A 3170-nucleotide genomic window follows, 5' to 3' on the forward strand; every position below is an offset into this window, starting at 1 on the left:
ACACCGTCACGGCCAGACGGCCGGGGCGGGGGAATTTACGTGTCGATAGCCGGGGGAGTTTGGGTGTCGTTCGGGGCAGGAGCTCTGCCAAACGACCAGCGTGCAGGGCGACGCGAGCGAGTATTCCTGTCCCTCTGCCGCTCACCTGGAAGTCCTCCTGGCCGGGACGCGCATACGCAAGCGCCTTGACTGCGCGGCAGATGACGAGTGGCTGCAGCTTCGGATGCACGACAGCAATCAACTGACGGTCAAGCCATCAAGGGAAGGGGAGGCGTTCGCGTTATCCAAGCAGATCCTACGGTCCATTGGGCGCCATCTGGTGAGATGCGTGCATGGGCGCTGTGGGCACCGCCGTCCCCCATCGTTGGGCCTGCATCGAATCGGATGCGACTTGATGGATCCTTGCTGGCTCAGCGCGATGCATGCCTTCAGTGTGGCCCGGTCATCGCGACGGGGCCTGTGCGCTGCCTGCTTCACACTCGTGCGCTGGCGCGTTTCGTTCGCCGCGATCTTCCATGCGCATCACCATCAGCGCGCTCTAGCAGTGGACCTGGCTGCGGAGCTTGAGTACCTGGTTGAACCTCAGGTGGCGCTCGACTTGTTCGGCTTGTGCGTGGTGCAGACAGCCCACGCCATCGGGCTGGACCTGCTGGCGCCTGGCAGCCAGGATTGGATGGGTCAGACCGATCAGGAGCAAGCCCGGCACCAAGTAATAGTCCGACGATGGCCGTCCTTGCTTGACGAGCGGACGTTGGGGAGCATCTGACCCGACGCGCGCATCCGCTTGGAGGTGTGCGCTAAGCGGAGATGGTGCACACCATGAAGAGTGAGCGAGGCCCAGAGAATCGGAGTCGGCGACAGCACGACCGGGCGTTCAAGGAAGAGTTGGTACGGCAGAGCCTGGAGCCCGGCGCGTCCGTATCCGCGATCGCGCTGCGCAGCGGAATCAATGCAAACATGCTGTTCAAGTGGCGGAGGGAACACCTTCGAGCCGCTGGCCAACCCGCGGCGTCGACAGTGTTGTTGCCGGTGGAGGTGGCGCCGCAGGCCGAGATCGTCACAGTGACCACACCGATCGTGCCGACCACGACAGCACCGAAGCCGGCGCCACGCAACGGCGTCATCGAGCTGGAGATTGCCGGCGTGCAGCTGAGGGTGCGTGGGACGGTTGACGAGGCCAGCCTGTGCAGCGTCATGCGCGCGTTGCGCCAAGCCCAATGATCGGCCCGCGCGCCGGGACTCGCGTCTGGCTGGCTGCTGGCGTCACCGACATGCGCTGCGGCATCGATTCGTTGGCGGCCAAGGTGCAGACCGTGCTGGCCGAGGACCCGTACGCCGGTCACGTGTTCGCCTTCCGTGGCCGGCGAGGCGACCTGGTGAAGCTGCTATGGAATGACGGCGATGGCATGTGCCTGTTCACCAAGCGGCTGGAGCGAGGCCGCTTCGTTTGGCCGCAGGCCGACAGCGGCAGCGTGTCACTGAGCGTCGCGCAGCTGTCGATGCTGCTCGAAGGCATCGACTGGCGCAGGCCCGAGCGAACCTGGCAGCCTCGCGCTGCGGCCTGAACCGACGCTGCAAGCTGGTCCATCCGGTTGACGCGGCATGCCCCGTTGTGACGATTGGGCACGCGCGGCACAGTCGTGGACCATGACCTTGGACGAAGCCCTGGACCGCAACGCCGAACTCGGCACCCAGGTGCAGCGCTTCGAAGAAGAGCTCAAGGTCGCGCAGCTGACCATCGAGAAGCTGAAGGTCGAAGTCGCGTACCTGCGACGCATGAAGTATGGCCGCTCCAGCGAGCGTCTCGAGCACAGCCAACTTGAGCTGGTTGGCGGCCAGGTGACGCCGACCGTGGAGGGTGACAAGGCCGTTGCCGAGGCGAACAACGTCGCGTCGCTCGATGAACACCGCAAGAGGCGGGCGCGCCGGCCGCGGCCGAACCTGCGTGACTTGCCGGAGCACCTGCCGAGGCGCACCGTCATGCACTTGCCAGCGGGGCATCAAGCCGGCTGCGGCTGCCCGGCCTGCGGGCTGGCGCTGCGCGAGATCGGCCAGGACATCAGCGAGGTGCTGGACTACGAACCCGGCAGCTTCCACGTCGTGCGGCACGTGCGCCCTAAGCTGGCCTGCAGCGGCTGCAAGGACATCAAGCAGGCCGCGGCGCCGAGCCGGCCTATCGATCGCGTGATGGCCGGCGCTGGCACACTGGCCCACGTGCTCGTCAGCAAGTACTGCGACCACACACCGCTGTACCGCCAGGCTCAGATCTACGCCCGTGTCGGCCTGGAGCTGCACCGCTCGACGCTGACAGACTGGGTGGCTCAGGCGGCGCACCTGTTGACGCCACTGGCCGAGGCCATCGGCCGCTACGTGCTCAAGGCCTATAAGGTCCACGGGGACGACACGCCAATCCAAGCGCTCGGCGGCAAAGGCGGCAAGGTGCACACCGGTCGGCTGTGGGTCTACGTTCGTGATGACCGTCCGAGCGGCGGAAAGGCCGCCCCCGCGGTGTGGTTCCAGTACTCGGTCGACCGCAAGGGCGACCATCCCGCAAAGCACTTGAGGCACTTCAGTGGCGTGCTGCAAGCCGACGCGTTCGCGGGGTACAACGCCCTGTACGCCGAGGATCGCGAGGGTGGTCGCATCATCGAAGCCGGATGCTGGAGCCACGCGCGCCGCAAGGTGTGGGATATACACGTGCGACAGCACAAGCTCGCCGGGACGCTGGCGCACCAGGCGCTGGAACGCATGGGAGAGGTGTTCAAGATAGAAGCCAGGATCCAGGGCAAGTCGCCTGGCGAGCGAAGGCGGGTCAGGCGAGAGAGCACGGCGCCATTGCTCAAAGACCTGCAGGCATGGATGAATGCGACGCTGATGCAGGTGTCAGCCAAGTCGCCGATGGCGTTGGCCATCGGGTACGCGTTGAGCAACTGGACGGCGCTGACGCGCTTCGTCGACGATGGTGGCATCGAAGCTCATAACAATGCGGCCGAGCGCGCACTGCGCGGCGTCGCACTTGGCAGGAAGAACTACTTGCACCTCGGGTCCGACGTCGGCGGCAACAGTGCATCCGTGATCTACACGCTCGTTGGCTCTGCCAAGCTGAACGGCATCGACCCGCAACGCTACCTGACCTACGTCCTGCAGCGCATCGCTCAGCACCCGAGCAA

The 3170-nt window shown here is 65.7% G+C and carries 3 protein-coding genes; all 3 read left to right on the forward strand.

Features of this window, described 5'->3' with window-relative positions:
- The first annotated feature begins 819 nt into the window (after window positions 1–819).
- On the forward strand, window positions 820–1221 hold the full coding sequence (gene tnpA, locus AC3A6Y_RS34870) for an IS66-like element accessory protein TnpA (protein ID WP_487872770.1): 402 nt from the start codon (window positions 820–822) through the stop codon (window positions 1219–1221).
- Window positions 1218–1565, forward strand: a complete 348-nt coding sequence (gene tnpB / locus AC3A6Y_RS34875) for an IS66 family insertion sequence element accessory protein TnpB (RefSeq protein WP_487872771.1) — start codon at window positions 1218–1220, stop codon at window positions 1563–1565. The genes tnpA and tnpB overlap by 4 nt, the downstream gene beginning before the upstream one ends.
- A gap of 82 nt (window positions 1566–1647) precedes the next feature.
- Window positions 1648–3170: IS66 family transposase (gene tnpC / locus AC3A6Y_RS34880; protein ID WP_487872772.1), on the forward strand; the 1523-nt coding region annotated here is incomplete at its 3' end.

It is taken from the genome of Variovorax sp. Soil_C_17, from assembly GCF_057657265.1.